At 47.9% G+C, this 17,417-nt stretch carries 13 protein-coding genes; 6 read left to right on the forward strand and 7 right to left on the reverse strand.

Annotated features, from left to right (window positions below; all coding sequences use genetic code 11):
• Window positions 1–19 precede the first annotated feature (19 nt).
• From BM056_RS04445 to BM056_RS04465, 5 genes are all read left to right on the forward strand, one after another.
• Window positions 20–685 (forward strand): MotA/TolQ/ExbB proton channel family protein, encoded by a 666-nt coding sequence (locus BM056_RS04445; protein ID WP_238456301.1) that lies wholly within the window; start codon window positions 20–22, stop codon window positions 683–685.
• Window positions 636–983, forward strand: a complete 348-nt coding sequence (locus tag BM056_RS04450; protein ID WP_092469091.1) for a DUF2149 domain-containing protein — start codon at window positions 636–638, stop codon at window positions 981–983. Before BM056_RS04445 ends, BM056_RS04450 begins: the two co-directional genes overlap by 50 nt.
• A gap of 19 nt (window positions 984–1,002) precedes the next feature.
• Entirely contained in the window at window positions 1,003–5,742 is a 4,740-nt protein-coding gene (locus BM056_RS04455) for a cobaltochelatase subunit CobN (protein WP_092469093.1), read from the forward strand.
• A 615-nt stretch (window positions 5,743–6,357) separates the two neighbouring features.
• On the forward strand, window positions 6,358–7,848 hold the full coding sequence (locus tag BM056_RS04460; RefSeq protein ID WP_092469095.1) for an MDR family MFS transporter: 1,491 nt from the start codon (window positions 6,358–6,360) through the stop codon (window positions 7,846–7,848).
• A 713-nt stretch (window positions 7,849–8,561) separates the two neighbouring features.
• On the forward strand, window positions 8,562–9,665 hold the full coding sequence (locus tag BM056_RS04465; RefSeq protein ID WP_092469097.1) for a mechanosensitive ion channel family protein: 1,104 nt from the start codon (window positions 8,562–8,564) through the stop codon (window positions 9,663–9,665).
• Window positions 9,666–9,669: 4 nt separating this feature from the next.
• Here BM056_RS04465 and BM056_RS04470 read toward each other — a convergent pair whose 3' ends face one another.
• From BM056_RS04470 to BM056_RS04490, 5 genes are read right to left on the reverse strand one after another with little or no spacing between them, the layout of a single operon-like run.
• Complete coding sequence (locus tag BM056_RS04470) at window positions 9,670–10,848, reverse strand: ABC transporter permease (protein ID WP_092469099.1); 1,179 nt, start codon at window positions 10,846–10,848, stop codon at window positions 9,670–9,672.
• A 30-nt stretch (window positions 10,849–10,878) separates the two neighbouring features.
• A complete protein-coding gene (locus tag BM056_RS04475) occupies window positions 10,879–12,018 on the reverse strand; it encodes an ABC transporter permease (protein ID WP_092469101.1) in 1,140 nt (379 codons plus the stop codon).
• A 37-nt stretch (window positions 12,019–12,055) separates the two neighbouring features.
• Window positions 12,056–12,775 (reverse strand): ATP-binding cassette domain-containing protein, encoded by a 720-nt coding sequence (locus tag BM056_RS04480; RefSeq protein ID WP_238456302.1) that lies wholly within the window; start codon window positions 12,773–12,775, stop codon window positions 12,056–12,058.
• A gap of 2 nt (window positions 12,776–12,777) precedes the next feature.
• Window positions 12,778–13,851 (reverse strand): HlyD family secretion protein, encoded by a 1,074-nt coding sequence (locus BM056_RS04485; RefSeq protein WP_092469106.1) that lies wholly within the window; start codon window positions 13,849–13,851, stop codon window positions 12,778–12,780.
• 35 nt (window positions 13,852–13,886) lie between these two features.
• Window positions 13,887–14,516: a TetR/AcrR family transcriptional regulator gene (locus BM056_RS04490; RefSeq protein WP_092469108.1), complete on the reverse strand. Its 630-nt coding sequence runs from the start codon at window positions 14,514–14,516 to the stop codon at window positions 13,887–13,889.
• Window positions 14,517–14,954: 438 nt separating this feature from the next.
• On the opposite strand from BM056_RS04490, the gene BM056_RS04495 reads away from it, so the two are divergent.
• Window positions 14,955–16,043: an acyltransferase gene (locus tag BM056_RS04495; protein ID WP_092469110.1), complete on the forward strand. Its 1,089-nt coding sequence runs from the start codon at window positions 14,955–14,957 to the stop codon at window positions 16,041–16,043.
• A gap of 24 nt (window positions 16,044–16,067) precedes the next feature.
• On the opposite strand, the gene BM056_RS04500 is transcribed toward BM056_RS04495, so the two are convergent.
• Both BM056_RS04500 and BM056_RS27850 read right to left on the reverse strand, forming a co-directional pair.
• On the reverse strand, window positions 16,068–16,703 hold the full coding sequence (locus BM056_RS04500; RefSeq protein ID WP_092469112.1) for a DNA-3-methyladenine glycosylase family protein: 636 nt from the start codon (window positions 16,701–16,703) through the stop codon (window positions 16,068–16,070).
• 199 nt (window positions 16,704–16,902) lie between these two features.
• Window positions 16,903–17,343, reverse strand: a complete 441-nt coding sequence (locus BM056_RS27850; RefSeq protein ID WP_092469114.1) for a four-helix bundle copper-binding protein — start codon at window positions 17,341–17,343, stop codon at window positions 16,903–16,905.
• Window positions 17,344–17,417: the final 74 nt, after the last annotated feature.

Genomic DNA, 17,417 nt, shown 5'->3' on the forward strand with positions numbered 1-17,417 from the left:
CATTCCCGGTTCAGAATATTTGACAAAAATTTTACATGCCGCTTCACAGAGCTTGTTAATCCCCGTTATTTTAGGTCTGCTCTTTTTTTTGGTAATTGCTTTTATCGAGTTAGGCGCCTTTATGGCAGAGGCCAAAAGGAGGAAGGCCAACAAACCGGTAAATATGATGGAAGTCTTTCACGATGTGGGAAATATTGCACCCTGGCAGATGAAAAACCTGCAGCAGGTTATCGATAGCTGTTCCCTGCTGCCCCGCCAGAAGAGACCGCTTACCGACCTTTTAGCCAAAATCTATCTTTCTACTGAACTCAAGAAGCTGATTGCCCGGGATATCCTTGACCGTGAAGAATTCCGGGCCAAGAAGGTACTGGGGAAAACAGACCTGCTGGCCAAACTGGGGCCGGTGCTGGGACTCATGGGCACTCTTATTCCCCTGGGCCCCGGCCTGGCCGCTCTTGGTCAGGGCGATGTGCGGGGGCTGTCCGAGGCGGTAATTATCGCTTTTGATACCACGGTGGCGGGCATTGCAGCCGGAGCCGTGGCTGCCTTGATCTCCAAGATGCGGCGGCGCTGGTACGAGCAGGATCTGGGCAACATGGAACTGCTCTTGGAGTTGGTGGTGGGAGGTGAAACCCGTGCTGTCCAGGAAAATGAGGCGGGGCCGGCTGTCCGAAGAAGAAGTTGATCCTCTGGGCGGGCTGGGCAACCTGGTTGATGTGATGCTGGTTTTTTGCTGCGGCCTCATGGTAGCTCTGGTGCTTTCCTGGAACCTGCAAAACATTATTTTTGCCAAAGTTAAGCCGGAGGAAAAACAGCGCCTGATGCAAAGCATGCAAAAAGTAATTGATGTAGAGCGGGGCCGGGAATTGAATGAGGTGCCTCAAATACAACAGGGCGGGGGGGCCGGATACCAGGAGATGGGTACGGTGTACCGGGATCCGAAAACCGGAAAGCTGATTATGATTGAAGATGGCAAAGAATAAAGGAGGTGGCAAAGGCTAAATGTTCTCAAGGACATATAAATTACGTAAAACCATAATCTTTACCTTTCTCATATTTTTGGCCCTTGTTGTTGCTCCGCTGATTAAGGCACCGGTGGCTGCAGCGGATGAAAATGCGAGCGCCAGGGTGGTCATGCTTTTGGGCAGTGAGGGTTTTTTGATGCCCCTGGTGGATGCTTATGACAAGCTGGGAAATTACCCTATTGAGCTAAAATTATATACTTCCAATGACTTGAAAAATGAAGAAAAAGTTCAACAATTAAAGGAAGCTTTACAGGATGCCGATGTGTTCTTGCTGGAGATGATTGGTTCCACCGGTATTCAAACGATAGGGCCGTTGCTGCAGGACCTGCCTGAGGAATGGAAAGGCAGGGTGCTTTCCGCCCGGAGCGGTTCTTTTCCGGAATATCCACAAATTGATGAGAGTCAGGATGGCTTTCTAACCAATTATTTTAATTATGGCGGTGTGGAAAACATGCGGCGGCTGGTATTGTATCTGGCCTCTGCATACGGGCAGGTAGCAACCGGGGAACAGTTGGATCCGATCAATATGCCCGGCCGGTGCATCTATCACCCGGATGCTGAAGGATTAACCCTTAACGTAGACGGGGTGTACCGGACGGTGTGCGATGCGGTCTATGGGGCTGTTAACGGAACGGTCCGGGGGTTGGTGGTAAATGAAGTCCACCGGGCGGTTTATGACAGTGTTTCAGCTTCCGTATCCCAGCCGGATAATAATACGAACCTGACACTGGCCCGGTTGACGGTCAGCCAGGCCGTATACGACCGGGGCGGGGATGCTCCGGCACTTGACGCCGGGGAGCTTTACCAAACGGTGGCCGGGGCCGTATCCCTGGCCGAACAGGGGGATGACGGGTTACAGGCCTTATATAACACCGTGCGCCAATCTGTTGGCGAGGCGGTTTACCAGGGCGGCGGTTCAGATGCCGGGTTAGCTGTGGATATAGTGTACAGCGCTCTATACGACCGGGTTGCACAGGACTTTTCGGCAGATGCCCGGGCTGCGGTTTACCGGGCAATATACGATGCCCTGTGGGGGCCGGAACTTCCCGGGTTTGACCCTGCTCAGGTATATCAAAGTGTGTATGACGCCGTATACCTGCCCACCGGCGGGGGAGGCGGTATGGGACTTCCGCCGGGTACTTTCGATACTTTAGGCGGTTATTTGGTCTGGTATAAAGCCAGCGGGCATTTTAAAGAAGGGGCTCCATGGGTCGGTATCACTACCTTCGACAGTTTCTTTAAAAATAACGATATCGACATGTTTCTGGCCGTTCAAAGGGAACTGGAAGCCGGAGGGGCCAACGCGCTTCTGATTTTCAGCGACAGCAGCAACCGTAAAACGGCGTTCCAGGATTTTTTCATGCCCGGCGGCAAAAGACAGGTAGACTTTCTCATTGCCGCGCTGGGATTTAACTTTATCTACGGCCGGCCGGAAGAGGGTATCGAGTTATTTAAACAGTTAAATGTACCGGTTATGGCACCGGTTTACAGCAGCGATCTGAAAGAATGGCAGAATAACCCGGCCGGTATCAGCAGCGAGGTGGCCTGGCAGATTGCTTATCCTGAGCTGGACGGGCGTATTGAACCGGTGTTCATGGGTGGCAGCACGGTAGTCGGGATAGATAAAAGTACGGGAGCTGCCATAGTGAAAAAAGTACCTCTTCCCGACCGCATTGAACGCCTGGTAGGCCGGACACTGGCCTGGGTCAACCTGCAGCAAAAAGACAATGCGGATAAAAAAATAGCAATTGTTTATTACAATCACCACGGAGGTAAAGATGATATCGGCGCTTCCTACTTAAACAGCATTGCCAGCGCAGCGGCTATTTTAGAAGCATTACAGGACAACGGCTACCGGGTGGAAGGTGAGATCAGCCCCCGGGCGGTAGAAGAAATCATTCGCCGGCGTGGAAGAAATGTCGGCAGCTGGGCGCCGGGGGAATTGGACGCACTGGTACAGGCGGGGGCTTTACTCTTACCGGTAGAGAAATACCTGGAGTGGTACGCCACCTTGCCCGCGGAGCTGCGGGCGCAGGTAGAAGAGGAATGGGGTCCGCCTCCGGGCAACATCATGGTTTATAAGGGCAAACTGGTTATTCCCGGCGCTACACTGGGCAATATTTTCCTGGGCCCGCAGCCCGTGCGGGGATGGGGGGATGATCCCTCCAAAATCGCCCATTCACCTGCTCTGCCCCCACCACACCAGTATATAGCTTTTTATTTCTGGCTGCAGAAGGAATTCCAGGCCGACGCGGTGATCCACCTGGGCACCCACGGCACGCTGGAATGGCTGCCCGGCCGGAGCGTGGGGCTGGGGCAAGATGACTGGCCGGATGTATTAATGAGCGATCTGCCGGATATCTATCCTTACATCATGAATAACCCCGGTGAAGGAACGCAGGCCAAGCGGCGGGGGTATGCGGTAACCATCGACCACCTGACGCCGCCCATGATCCAGCCCGGGCTCTATGGTGCACTGGCCGAACTGCAGCAGCTGGTAGTGGACTACGAAGATGCGGTAAACGCAGGCAATACTGATAGAGCAACCAACCTGCAGGAACAGATTATTGAAAAAGTTAAGGTAAATAGCCTGGACCGGGACCTGGGCCTTGATCTGGAAACGGCCGATTTTGCACAGGTGGCCTCCCTGCTCCATGAATATCTGGAAGAGCTGGCCACGGAACTCATGCCCTACGGCCTACATACCTTCGGCTTGCCGCCCCAAGGAGAAATGCTGGACCTGATGGTTGAATCCATCGTTAATTACGATAAGACCGCCAGAGCAGGAAGCCGGGAGGAAATCAGAGAACGTTTGCTTTTGACTACTAACGAAATAACCAATTTGCTCCGGGCTCTTTCCGGTGAATTTATTGAGCCCGGGCTGGGCCGGGACCCGGTGCGGGTACCCGATGCATTACCCACGGGCAGAAACATGGTTTCCTTTGACCCGCGCATGGTGCCCGACGAGGCGGCCTGGAAAACGGGCAAAGAGGCGGCCGATCAGTTGGTGGAAAAATTTTATGCGGAGCAAGGGCGTTATCCAGAAACGGTGGGCGTGGTTCTCTGGGCTACTGAAACCATGCGTACCCAGGGAGAATCCGTGGCAATGATCCTTCGTTTAATCGGCGTTGAACCGGTGTGGGATAAGAGTGGCCGGGTAAGCACAGTGAAGGTTACTCCCCTGGATGAACTGGGGCGGCCAAGGATTAACGTGCTGGTGACCATCTCCGGCTTGTTCCGGGATACCTTTTCCCATACGGTAGGCGTGCTGGACGATGCTTTCAGGCAAGTTGCTTTACTGGAAGAAAACCCGGAAAACAACCGGGTGCGCAAGGTCTATCTAACCTTGCGGGACAAGCTTCGGGAGCAGGGCCTGTCGGAGCAGGAGGCGGACGATCTGGCACAAGCCAGGATCTTTGGTGATGCTCCGGGAACCTACGGGACAGGTGTTTCAGAGCTGGGTCAGGCCACCAGCGCCTGGGAAGATAGCCAGGATCTCGTGGACACCTACATGAACCGTATGTCCTACAGCTATGGTAAGACTGCTTACGGTGTGCCGGCCCGGGATACCTTCCGGGAAATTTTAAAGAGCGTGGATGTGGTTACGCAAGTGCGGGATTCCCTCTGGGGCACGCTGGACAACGATGATGTGGCCCAGTATCTGGGCGGGCTGAAACTGGCGGCGGAAGCGGCCTCCGGCAATAAAGTGCAGTCATATATCGTCAACACGCGTACCGGCAGTCCCCGGGTGCAGACTTTCGCCGAGTTTGTCGGCACGGAATTACGCAGCCGGCTGTTAAACCCCAAATGGATCGAGGGAATGCTCAAAGAAGGCTATGCCGGGGCCCGGGAGATCGGTGAATATGTGGCGAACATGTTCCTGGTGGATGCCACCCTTGAGGGTATCGACGGCTGGGCCTGGCAGCAGGTGGCTGAAACCTTTATCTTTGACGAAAAGATCATGAGCCAACTGGATCCCTATGTGGTGCAATCCATCATTGGTTGGAATCTGGAAGCGGCGCGGCGGCAGATGTGGCAGGCCGATGAGGAAACATTGTCCAAATTGGCCGATACTTATATGCAAACGGCCGCTCAATATGGGGTGGTTTGCTGCCACCATACCTGCAGCAACATTGTCTTTAACGAGTGGCTGGCCAGTTATGCTACAGTGGACAGTGAGACCATGGATAAGTTCAAGGAAGTTTTTTATGCATCAACTGACCAAAAGCTGAACATAGCGCCAAATCAAAGTCAGAATCAGGATGATGATTCACCGCAGCCAGCCATTTCACATTCCCATAAGGCTTCACCTGAGCCGGCAGTACCTGTTCAGCTGATACCGCAACCGGCGCCATTACCGGAACCGGTACCTGAAGCGACAGTTGAAGAGCATGAGTCACAAAATGCTCAACCGGTTGGTTTGACACCGGCAGGGGCCGGGGAAGAGCAAAACCAACCTCAACAACTGGCTCAATCTAATACGCTGGCGGGAAATAAACCGGCTCAACATATACGTCCGAAAACACAACAGCCTGTGCCACAGGAAATCGAAAAGCCGGAACAGGGGCAAGAAAATGTTAAAGCATATGAACTTAAAGAAAAATCAGCACATCAAGCAACCAGTACCGGTACCAAAGCCGTTTCCTTGCTGGCATTGTTAGCTGCCCTTGGACTGGTGGCCATATTTATCAAGGGGTATATTAGTAAGCAACCTTAAGGTTGAGGATGTTAATTTGGCAGATGGAATTTTAACTGTCCATGATGCCAAGTTTGGGAAGGATCAACTCCATACAACGTATGTGGCCATTATAGGAAGTGATTCCCTGAAAAGGAAATAAATTTGCTAATTTTTAAGCAACACTTCCCATAATCGGTTACTTCCCATAGTGGCTGATATTTTTATGCCTCACAGCATAAGTTATATCCGCATTGTATTAACATATAAGTCGGCGGGGAGATGCGCGACCGGGTATCTCCCCGCGGCTATTTTTAAATTTCTGTATGATGCTGTACGTAGAGTCTAATTATTGATGCGTGCATAGAGCTGGGTTTGAATTTATCCGCTTTCCTTAGCTACCGGCACGACCAGTCTGCTGTTATACAGGCCCAGTTGCTTCAACAGGAATTTTCTATGTTCTTCTAGCATGAATGTCACTTATCAGAGTGTTATCAATCAATTTAAAAGCTAATTGTTTTTGGCTGTTTAATAAGATAGAATTGCCTAAAGTGCTACATGAGGTGACGAAAGGCATCATCTAATTGCAACTGGTGTCAAAAAAAGGACAGGGTTACACAACCTGATCATGCTAAAATTAAGGGGAACTGCTAATTCATGGTGAAAAAGACACGGCGCAAAATGGTTTCCATTGCCGTTATGGTATCGGTTTTGCTCGTAGCTATAGATACGACCATTGTTACTACCGCGATGCCTAATATTGTAAAACAATTAAGCGGGTTGAAGCTGATCAGTTGGGTATTTGCTATTTATCTGCTTACCACATCCGTAACCACGCCGATTTTTGGCAAACTGGCCGACTTGTTCGGGAGAAAGTCCATCTTCATCTTCGGCGTGGCGCTTTTTGTCATCGGTTCCATGCTGTCCGGGGCAGCGCAATCGATGCAGCAGTTAATCTGGTTCCGGGCATTTCAGGGGATCGGCGCCGGCGCCGTGATGCCGCTGACCTTAACGATTTTCGGCGATCTGTACACGGGGGAAGAGCGCGCCAAGATGCAGGGGCTGTTCAGCTCGGTTTGGGGCATTGCCGGCTTGCTCGGCCCTTTGGCAGGCGGACTGTTTGTCGACCACATCTCGTGGCGTTGGATCTTCTATATCAATGTGCCGGTCGGAATCGCCGCTATTGGACTTATACTTGTCTTTCTGCATGAAACTCAGATCGAAAAAACGAAAAAAAATATCGATTATTGGGGGGCGGCGCTGTTCACCCTTGCGATGGGTTCGCTGCTCTACGTGCTGATCAGCGGGGGGGAGTCGTACGCCTGGAATTCCGCTACGATAATTTCTCTGTTTGCCGTCGCTGCCGTATTTCTCATTTTATTTATTGTAGTGGAAGCAAAGGCGAAGGAACCGATGCTCCCGCTTTCATTGTTTAAAAGCTCGGTGATTGTTGCATCCAATGCCGTAGGCTTTATGGCCAGCTGCGTGCTGATCGGCGTCAATGTATATTTGCCGGTCTGGATTCAGACGCTGCTGGGCCACAGTGCCACCAGTTCGGGACTCGCGCTGATGCCGATGTCTTTTGCCTGGCCGTTGGCCTCGACATTGGCGGGGCAGTTTATGTACAGAGTAGGCTCCAAAGCAACAGCCGTATTCGGTGCAGTGCTGATTACAGCGGGATCGGCCTGGCTGGTGTTTATCCATACAGGCTCCCCTTATTGGTATTTCGTGGGAATAATGATTGTCATTGGTTTTGGCATGGGGTGTTCCTCAACGCCTTTAACTGTTTTGATCCAGTCGGCTGTAGGTTGGAATATGCGCGGCGCGGCTACGGCTTCCAATATGTTTTCGCGATCACTTGGACAAACGGTCGGCATCGCTGTGTTCGGCACAGTGTTTAACAATGCTTTAAACAAATACGTGCAAAGCCATATCCCTGGCGGTTGGCAGGGCGGGGATATCAGCAATGCTTTGATGTCACCGGGCGCAAACATTCCTGCAAGCGTTCTTGAACAGCTGCGCCATGGCATGGCCCAAAGCCTGCACTTGATCTTTATCCTGGGATTTGCCATTTCCATAGTGACCCTGCTGGCTAGCTTCATGCTGCCTGCCCACAGCAAAGTACTGGCGCAGCAGCAAGCGGATTGAAGCTGCATCTTAATAATTGGCGCATTATTAACGTTTTGTGGAGCGCGTTACCGGCAAAGAGATCGAGCAATGGGAATATATTAACCATAGTATCCTAATTAAATAAAGATATAAATTACATGTTGAAGGACTTGATTGAATAACATAAAGAATAGATTAAACAAAAAAATTGCCAATAAATAAGGCAATTTGTGGTACAATGCGATAAGGGAATATTGAAATACGGGCCTCACCTGCCGGGGATGGAAACATCCAAATAAGGAGGTGAGGCAGAAATGATTCAAATATCGGACGTAATACAAGCCGTAATAGCCGTTATTCTTCTGCTAACCCTCGTTGTGCTAATAGCTGACCGGCGGAAGTAATGTAAAACCCCTGAAGTTGTTCTCAGCAACTTCAGGGGCTTAAATGAAACCCCGACAGGCGAGGCAACCGTGCCGTATTACCAATATTCCCTACCTAATAAAATAATATAACGATAATTAGTAAAAGTCAAACCGGCTAAAGGCCGGTTTCTCTGATTACCTGGAGGTAATTTTAGATAATTAAAGGAAACTTGCCGGGTTAAATGAGAGCGGGAAAGACAACAGCGCATGCCTGTGGAGTTGGCGCATAATTATTATATAAGTATTCAGGGTCTGGAAACCAGGATCAAAAATAGCCGCTGACGGTTTAAACCAGGGGGATTACGGTGAAAAAGGAGCAATGATATTATGGGTTCCAATATTAACCAATTTGTCCAGTTAATAAATGAGCTGCATACTTTGCCGGCTATAATTGAATTGCTAATTATACCATGTGCTATTTTTTTAGCTTTTATCCTATTTAGCAATATCTTTGCCAAGTATATTTTTTCCGCCATTTTAAAGTTATGTTCCAAAACCAAAACAGAGTTGGATGAAAAAATATTTTTAGCTTTTCAAAGACCGCTAAAGGTTTTCCTGGTGATTTGTGGCTTGTATGTGGCGGTAATGTGGCTGCCTTTAGATGGTGGTTATCAATTAATCATCAATAAATTGTTTCGCTCGGCAATAATAATTTTAGTTACATGGGGCTTGTATAACATAGAAGATATTAATACTATCTTTTTTGATAGAATACAGCAAACCCTGGACATAGAGTTTAATAAAATACTATTGCCCTTTATATCCAAATTTTTAAGGATTGTCACCTTTATTTTTGCATTTACAATTATTGTGCAGGAATGGAATTATGATATTAGTGGTTTGATCGCCGGTTTTGGTTTGGGAGGATTGGCTTTTGCATTGGCTGCCAAAGATGCTTTAAGCAATATCTTTGGCGGAATAGTAATTATTCTTGATAAGCCGTTTTCCATCGGTGATTGGATAAAAACTTCCAGTGTTGAGGGTGTTGTAGAAGATATAACGTTTAGGAGCACCAAAATAAGGACTTTCGCCCAGGCGTTGGTAACAGTGCCGAATACAACTTTGGCCAATGATTCTATAACTAACTGGTCGAGGATGGGCAAACGCAGAATAACGTTTAATTTAGGAGTCGCGTATTCAACACCGGTGGATAAATTAAAAATTTTAACGGATGAAATAAGGGAGATGTTATATAACCATCCTGGCATTGACAATGAAACTATCTTTGTCAGGTTTGACAATTTTAATGAAAGCAGCCTGGATATCTTTTTATACTTCTTTACGGTAACCACAGACTGGTCGGATTTTTTACAGGTGAAAGAAGATGTTAACCTGAAAATTTTGGAGTTAGTGGAACAGAACAATATAACTATAGCATTTCCCAGCAGAAGTCTTTATATTGAAACGCCGATATCTGTTAGCAGCAAATAGCAAGTCAAGTACGTCGGAAGTAATACTGCTTTTGGCTTGACGCATGTTTTCTGGGTTTGCCAAAGGTTATCGCCGGGAACAGCGCCGCTGCAGACATGACGGATAGGGCAAGGATGTGGTTGCCGAGGTAATGAACCCCTAATCCTTTCAGGGTGACCAGTCGCAAGCCTTCAGCCATCCAGGTGAAGGGCAGTAAATGTGCCAGGTCGTTGATATAAGCCGGTATATATCTGGTGGGCCAGGTATAACCGGAAATAATGAAAAAGGGGACAGACAGCAGCATTATGTACCGGGTAACCTGCAAGGAGGTGGCTGCCTTTACCGAAATATAAAAGCCTGCGGCAATGATAACAAGAATATAAAGTGCGCCTAAAAGGATGATTAAAAACAGTGAACCTCCGATTTTTACGTGTATCAAATAATCGACCAGCCAGAGCAGCAGGGCGTAGTTAAAAAAACTGCTGATATAATAAGGCAGGGATTTACCCAGGAAAATTTTCCACGGGGGTACTGATGAGCTGAGAAATTGGAGCCAGCTATTTTGTTCTTTTTCACGGGTTACAGTTAAGCCGGCACTTTGCAGGCCAATCTGGTGCAAAACCATCAGAACGATACCTAAAAGTATAAAGGTGGCATAACTGTACGTGGGGTTATACCAGACTTCCATGTTCAAGGAAACTGTGTCCATGGTGTTTTGAACTTCCTCTTTGGTTAAGCCCAGCCCGGCCAGATAAGCCGATGTGTGGTCAATATTAAAACTGTTAATTACTTCCCGGGCATATTTTCTGGTATTATAGCCCCAGATCAGGTTAGAGCTGTCATAAACAATTAAAACCTCAGTGTTTTGATGTAAAGAAACCTTTTGGGCATAATCTTCAGGAATCACCAGGCCGGCCCGCACCGTACCGTCTCCCATTGCCCGTTCCAAACCGGAGTAGCTGTTTATTTGTTTATTTAACTGAAAATGCGGGCTGTTGGCAAAAGCAGTAACAACTTCCCGGCTTAATTGTGAGTTATCCAGGTTAACCACACCCAGGGGAATATTGTTTAAAACTCCTGCTATATAAACCGCACCGAGCAGCAGGGTGTAGAGAAAGGGTACGAAAAATATTTGCCCCAAAAGCAACCTGTCCCTTAATATATGAACTATTTCATAATAAGCTATAGTTAATACCTGTCTCAAGTTAAATCCTCCCTAAGAGCTGCGATGCTTTTATTTTCGTAAAGTAATAAGAGCCGCCGCCCCATAGCAGGCGACTGTCACCAGGGACAGCATCAGAAAGTAATGTCCAATAAAGGCCGGTCCGGGGTTTTTAAAGGTTAAATAGTTTATACCCTGAAAAAACCAGGTTTGGGGCAATATTTTTACCGCCTGCTGCAGGTAATGGGGCATTGACTCCATTGGCCAGGTATATCCGGAAAGTATAAAAGAAGGCAGAGCAATAAGCATGCCCAATCTGGTGGAATCCACGACACTGTGGGCCAAGCTGGAAGCCAGTGTGCCAATACTGTGCAGGGCCAGAGCAAATACCAGTGTAAAGAGCAGCAGCAGCCCAAAGTTACAGTGTATAGGGATGTGCAAGATAACAAAGGCAATGACGTAGACAGGTAGGACCAGAAGCATAAACATGGCCACCTGTACAATTGATTTACTGAAAAACAATTTTAAAACAGAAATACCGGAGGCTTTAATCTGGTACCAACTCCTGCGGCCGGTTTCGCCGATTACGTTGATACTCGCGGCTAGCATGCAACACTGCTGCCATATATTCAGGGCCAAAGCCAGCACCAAAAAATAAGCATAGTTCAAGGTGGGATTAAACCATGGCTCTTCCCGAATATTAACGCCCTGATAAGCCTCCCGGGCCTGATTGAAATTTATACCGCGAGATATCAGGGCATTAATGCCTGCCCTGGAACTGACGGTACGGGTAACAGCCATAACAGCACTGGCGGCGTTAGTAGCATAAATCATATTACTACCGTCCACCGTAACAAAGATATTTGTCCGGCGGTGTAAGGCAACCTGGCGGCCCAGGTTTTCCGGAATAACTATACCAACCACCACGCGGCCTTCTTTAATCAACTCCTCCAGTTCCTGGTAGTTTGAGGGGTAGGCCACAACCTTTAGGTATTCCGCATTCTTCATATCCTTAACCAGTTGCCGTGCGGTGTCGGACCGGTCCAAACAGACTATGGCAGTGGGTATGTCTTTGATTACCTGGGCACTGTAGGTAGCGTAAAATAAAAACAATCCCAGCAAAGGGCCAATGAGCAAGAGGTATCGCAGATCCCGGTCCCGCCACATATAGGTTATTTCCCGATACATAACGGACAGGCATTGTTTAAACATAATGATCACCACGTTTTAAAAGTAGGTTATAGCAATATTAAGATAGTACCCGGTGTTCCTCATTTGTTCGAAAAATATTGCGATATTCTTCTACCAACTCCTCAGGCCGGTAGATGGTAATTTTCCCTTTATCCAGCCGGCCTACCCGGTCCATGTAAGCACTGTATTCAAGTCTGTTAAAAGCCCAGAGGCAAGTGCCCCCGCCGTATAAATAATTTTTTATTGCTTTAATAATTAAATTATGAGAATGGAAATCAAGGCCATCAATCAATTCATCAACCAGCAACAGCTTGGGTGCGTTTAGCAAAGCACAGGCCAGGGCAAGTCGCTGGTAAACACCTTCCTCCAGGGTGTCAATCGGATCATTTAAGTAATCTTGCAGTTCCAACTGCTCCACTACCTGCCGGATGTTCTGTGAGCCGGCTTTTTTTAGAGCGGCGATAAAGTCCAGATTTTCGCAAGCCTTTAAGTCTTGAAAAAGACTTTTTTCCTGAGTTACCAGCCCCAGGTAGCTTTTAAATTTTTCTGTTCTTCTGATATCATAATTCATTATCCTGACGCTGCCCGCCCTAAATCTGTCAATACCGGCAAGAACATGCAGCAGGGCTGTTTTTCCGGCGGATTTGTTGCCGAATAAGCCGAAGCATTCCCCTGTTTGCACTTCCATGGATAGTTCATTAAGAACACACTTTTTTCTTATAACCTGAAGCAGGTTTTGGACTTCTATAATAGGCGGCATAGCTCTATATCCCTCCAAGTTTATTTGCTCTCCTCCAGCAGTTTGACCGTAGCTGTCATGCCCACTTTCAGTGTCAGGTCCGGGTTGGGGACATCCACCTTAACCTCAAAACTGCGGATATCATGGCTATATTGTTCGTTAACCGCCTTTTGCACGGCAAATTCTCCGGCATCGTTGATCCAAACCACCCCGCCCCGGAAAACCTTACCGGGATAGGCATCTACTTTAATTTCCGCCTCTTGTTTGAGATGTACCCGGCCAATTTTTTTCTCATCAATAAAAATCTTGACGTATGTATGATTTAAATCGGCAATTTCCAGAACAGGGGTGCCGGCGTTAACCATTTCCCCCTCTTCCAAGTATTTTTGGGTAATATAGCCGGTCAGCGGTGACTTTAGCAGGGTATTGTCCAAGGCGGCTTGGGCTTCCTGCACAACTCCCCGTGCTTGTTCCACCTGGCCTAACGCAGCCTGATATTGTGATTGAGATACCTGCACCTTCAGGCGGGCCGACAGTGCCTGGTTTAAAGCAGCCTCGGCCTCTGTTAACTGGTTTTGGGCCAGAGTATAGCTGGTGACTGCTTTATCATAGTCATTATCGGATATGGCCTGTTCCTGGTGTAAGGCGGTCATCCGGTCATAGGTTTTTTGAGCATTACTCAGGCTTGTTTTGGCCTGTGCTACTTTAGCGCCGGCCTGATCTATGGCCGCTTCCACCTGCTGACTGTTTAACGGAACAGCTTCACTTGCCTCACGGGCCTGTGCTTGAGCTGATTGGTAGGCGCCCTGAGCCTGACTTAGCTTGGCTGCTATTTCTATGCTGTCCAGGTTAGCCAATTTCTGTCCTGCTTGTACATTGCTTCCTTCGTCACAATAGAGCTTAGCAATTTTCCCGGGTACTTTAAAAGAAGCCACCACGCTTTTAGCTTCCACTGTTCCTGTAGTAGTTAAGCTGTTTTGTGCGTCGGCGAGGGCGCTTTGCTTGCCGGCAAAGTAGTTATTGAAAATAAATACGGCAGCAACAATGAGCCCTAAAAACAGGACTGTAACCAGGGCTTTTTGAAAATTAATTTTTTTAAAGGCATCGGCAGACATTTTTGATCCTCCTTCTGGTTTTGTATAAATGTAAGCTAACAGGAGATACCTTCAAAAATAAGTTCCAGTATATGCTGCAACCTTTTTTCCAGCATAGCCGGGGAAATTATGTCTTCCTCCCACATAAACTGCAGCATGTATCGGCGGGTGAAGTAAAACAGGCACAAGGAGTTTACGCTTACCAGAACTTGGCGAATATCAATGTGGGGCCGGAACAGTCCTTCTTGAACACCCGATTTCATAATCTCATTTAGCACGGGCCAGCTTTCCCAAAGATAGTCGGGCAGTAATTCCCTGGCGTATTTCCCGCCCTGCATGGCTTCCCAGCCCATGATGCGTACATACTCAGGGTTTTCCGCCAGGAAATAAAAGTAACTTCGAATAACCTGCTCAGCTTTTTCCCTGGGACCGCTGCCCTCTTGAACAGCCAGCATGCCTGTAGTATAGATCTTGTTAAAATTTCTGTTCAGCACGGCCTGATAAAGATTTTCTTTACTGCCGAAGTAATAATAAAGCATGCGTTTATTTATTTTAGCAAGCTCGGCAATTTCATCCACCCGGGCACCGTCTAAACCTTTTTGGGCAAAAATTTTTTCTGCTGATTGCAAAATACGTTGTTTGGTTTCCTCAGCTTTTGATTCGATATCCTTCAATAGCAGCACCATCTTTCCAGGTAACTAACTAACTAATTAGTTAATTACCATTTTATAAGCATCTATATTTTTGTCAACTATCCTGAAAATAAATAAAATGTATTTTCATCCTATGATGGTGCCGCGCAGCGGCATGGTGGTATAATCAGAAAAAATCTTTACTAATATTCCAAGTAACTAACATTTCCGTTTTTCACTCTGCCTGGTAAAAGCACGTTATCAGGATAAAATCCGGGAGAAACAGCACAAATGACAGCATCTGGATAATCTGTAAGACATACAGGTTCCTGGTGACCAATAAGCAACTTTAATCAGGTTGACAATTGCAACGAATGCATGGGTATAATGGCCAAAATAAATACACTGCGGGTTGCAGTTTGGAGGAGATGTAACGTTTTGATTTTCCCATTGCTGCATAGGGAGAAAAGAAACAAGCGTTAAAAAAATGTCATGGAAAAGATTTTGCAACTAAATCCTTACAAGGAGAAAAGAGCGGTCGATCAAATTGGCCCTCTGGTTGTTCCGGCACCGGTTCTTGCTGATCGGGGCTGGGTAAAAGAAATGGAGTTGCTTCGCGGTATGTCCTGCATTGGGGTGGTTGTCGGGCATTCGGTGGTTTATCCGCATACCACCGGGGTTTTGGAAGTGATCAATCAATTTGTTACTATTGTCGTTCCGTTTTTCCTTTTTCTCTCCACCTTTTTGGCGTTTTATACCAATCCCAACGGAACTCCACGCGGTTATCTGAAAAAGCATTTTTGCCAGGTGGGGGTACCCTACCTGCTGTGGGCCACTATTTACACCTGGCTTCCGGTCTTAACGGGCATAACACAGGCGCCCACTTTTTCGGAATACCTGAAAAAACTAACGGGTGGCGCCTTTGATTTATATTTCATTCCGATTGTATTGCAGTTCTACCTGGTTTTTGCGTTGAATCGCTTTGCCTGGTTTCGGCGGTTGCTTTACTCACCTTGGGCTCTCATAGTCAGCCTGGGGCTGATGCTTAGTATACAAACACTGTTCAGCGGCCCGTTCCGACCGGTTTTCCCGTACTTTTATCTGACCTTTCCCGCCTGGTGCTTCTATTTCGTGCTTGGTGCCTGGGTGGCCCGTTGGTGGGAGCCCATTCGGGAATGGCTGACGCGGCCTTGGCGATCGGTACAGTTGGCTGTGCTTTTTCCAGCGGGTCTTTGGGCTATCATTCAATTGCCGCAGGCGGCTTCGTTTCAGCCCCTCGTCCAGGTGGCATCGCTGTTGATGTTGCCCTTTCTGCTGACTCTGATCAGCCGTATTCCGAAAGGCACATGGCTGGAACTGGTTGCCCGTCATTCGTTCGGCATTTACTTGATTCACCGGTTACCGTTCAACCAGTTTCAGCATTTCTACGCTACTTTGGAGCCATATTCGTTTTTTTTAACCAGCTTGGTCGTGCAGGGAGGTATTGGATATGGCCTGACCCGGATTCTGCACCGCCTACCAGGCTTGGGCTGGACGATTGGCGCATGGGGCAGGGCGAAAGTGTTAAAGAGGGTTGGGTGAAAGCGCCGGGATAAACCGGCGAGTTTACCGTACATGTCCCCGGTTTATGGCTTCCCACAGGTAAAGGGAGGCTGCCGAACGGTACGGCCGCCACTTTTCACCGTATTGTTCAAGATCTTTGGCGCCTGGCATTTCATCCAGGTGATACAGCCATTGCACCGCTCTCCGCAAACCAAGATCGGCAATTGATAGAACATCGGGGCGCCCCAAAGAAAATATTAGGAACATTTGGGCGGTCCACACACCGATGCCCTTTATTATGGTTAAGGTGCGGATTACCTCGTCATCCGTCATTTCGGGCAGCCTGGCCAGGTTCACTTCACCGGACGACACTTTCCCGGCCAGGTCCTTAACATATATAATCTTTGGCCTGGAAACCCCGGCGGCCCGCAGCTTATCCTCGTCAAAGGCCAGTATCATCTCTGGCTTCATTTCTCCGCAGGCTTGTACGATTCTATTCCATATGGTTGTAGCCGCCTTTACAGATAGCTGCTGACCAATAATAGATCTGACCAACGAAGCGAAATAATCGTCCCTTAATGGCAAAGTTAGCTCACCAATCAGGTCGATTAATTCCCCCAGCAGGGGGTCGGTAGCGGTAAGGCTTACGATGGCGTCACATTTTGTAGTTAGCGTAAATTGTCCTGTTACGGTAATCACCTGTCATACTGTATATAATTATTTCCCTAAATATACACATAAATCAGGTATCAGGCAACCCTGCATAACTATCACACGGGGTTATGGTTAAGCACAGGAACATGGGTTCGATACCAACATATAATCGCCCCGCAAGGGGGTTGTTAGAACTAATATATCAAGGCAGGGTGAAACAGCCATACCCTGCCTTATATAGTTTTTATTTATTTTCATCTTTCTTTTCCGGTTGAGAACACATGCCAGGTGCACCAGGGCAAACGGGACCGGTGTAACCGGGCATTGACATTCCGGCAAAAGCCCTACATTCTCTAGCACAATCCATACAGACCCGACCGCAAAATTGTGATTGGGGATCAGGCATTCTCAAACAGTGTTCTCCGCAAACTTCACAGACTTGAGCGCATAAGGCAGCTAGTGACCTGGCAAACATACTACAACGGGCAATGTATTTAGCTGTCAGTGTGCAGATGTCCGCACAATCACGTAAATACTGAAGTTGGGTTGCTCTTGCTTGGTCGCACATTCCAAGTACTGCGGTGAAGGTATTTTCGCACACGGCTTCACAGTGTTGGACGACGTTTAATACACGTTCATGGCTTTCTATGGGGTAGTAAGCATAACTTGCCGGGTTTTCAGACATAATACCACTCCTTTCAATTTATTGACATAATATGCCAAGGGATGCATAACGGTACCATAAAAAAAATATTCTCC

It is taken from the genome of Desulfotruncus arcticus DSM 17038 (assembly GCF_900113335.1).
Lineage (GTDB): Bacteria > Bacillota > Desulfotomaculia > Desulfotomaculales > Desulfallaceae > Desulfotruncus > Desulfotruncus arcticus.